Origin of the sequence: Marinobacter sp. C7 (assembly GCF_022343555.1) — a bacterium.
Lineage (GTDB): Bacteria > Pseudomonadota > Gammaproteobacteria > Pseudomonadales > Oleiphilaceae > Marinobacter.
Genome location: NZ_JAKQZH010000013.1, coordinates 1 through 1,154, shown reverse-complemented (window position 1 = coordinate 1,154; position 1,154 = coordinate 1). Strand labels below are relative to the sequence as shown.

The following is a 1,154-nucleotide window of genomic DNA, read 5'->3' as shown; positions in this document are numbered from 1 at the left end:
GGCGCCAAAGATTTAGAAGAACTGCTTCTGAATTTCGCGCAGGGTATTTGCGGAATGCTTGAAGCGTTCCATCTCGTGGTCGGTGATTTCTAGTTCGACAACGCGGCGGATGCCTCGGCGGTTCACCACAGCTGGGGTGCCGATGTAGATGTCTTCCTCACCGTATTCACCGTGGAGCAGTGCAGAGACTGGGACTGCAACGTCTTGGTTCTGCAGGATTGCGCGGGTGATGCGAGCAAGACCCATGCCGATGCCGTAGGAAGTGGAGCCCTTGGCGTCGATAATGTGATAGGCAGCGTCGCGGGTGTCTTCGAAAATTTTCTCTAGACGGCCCTCAAGCTCTGGGTCTTTGTCCAGCATTCGGCTAAGCGATACGCCTGCGATGGTCGCGGAGGACAGGACTGGAAGTTCAGTGTCGCCGTGTTCGCCGATGATGTAGGCGTGGACGGAGCTTGGTGCCACTTCGTAGAGTTCGCCCAGCATGTAGCGGAATCGAGCGGAGTCCAGGACAGTTCCGGAGCCGATCACGCGGTTCCATTCCAAGCCGGAGAATTTCCACACTGCGTAGGTCAGGATATCCACTGGGTTGGACGCCACGAGGAAGATGCCGTCGAATCCGCTGTCCATGACATCGCCGACGATGGATTTCATAATCTTGACGTTTTTGTCCACCAGCTGGAGGCGGGTCTCGCCTGGCTTTTGGGCTGCGCCGGCACAAATGACAACCATGGCTGCGTCTTCGCAGTCAGCGTAGGTGCCCTTGGTGACGCGGGTGCGGGAATCGGCCCACACAACACCATGGTTTAAGTCCATGACGTTGCCTTCGAGTTTCTTTTCATCGATGTCGATGATCGCAAGGTGATCTGCCATGCCCTGGTTGATCAGTGCGTATGCGTATGCAACTCCAACATCTCCTGCGCCAATGAGGACAATCTTGTTACCGACGGTTTCTTTCATTTTCGATCCCACTTCCTGATTTCCCTAACCGGACAACCCACAAAGCAGCTCAGAAAATCAGCAAGAGCTTGTGCCCGGATTCCTTTGTTACACCTTTAATTATGCCCGATTATGTCCGAAAATGTGGTCAGACCAAGTGTTATTTTTGTTGAAAAAATCACATTGTAAATCGAGCAAAACCAACCTATGCCCTGCAG

1 protein-coding gene is annotated in these 1,154 nt (G+C 53.6%); it reads right to left on the bottom strand.

Annotated features, from left to right (window positions below; genetic code table 11):
* Positions 1–12: 12 nt before the first annotated feature.
* Positions 13–957 carry an L-lactate dehydrogenase gene (locus MD273_RS19240; RefSeq protein WP_011015483.1) on the bottom strand — a complete coding sequence of 315 codons (945 nt, stop codon included), beginning with the start codon at positions 955–957 and terminating at the stop codon, positions 13–15.
* Positions 958–1,154: the final 197 nt, after the last annotated feature.

What these genes read in the sequence shown, in the direction of transcription:
- MD273_RS19240 (WP_011015483.1), bottom strand. Translation starts at nt 957, where the DNA reads ATGAAAGAAACCGTCGGTAACAAGATTGTCCTCATTGGCGCAGGAGAT.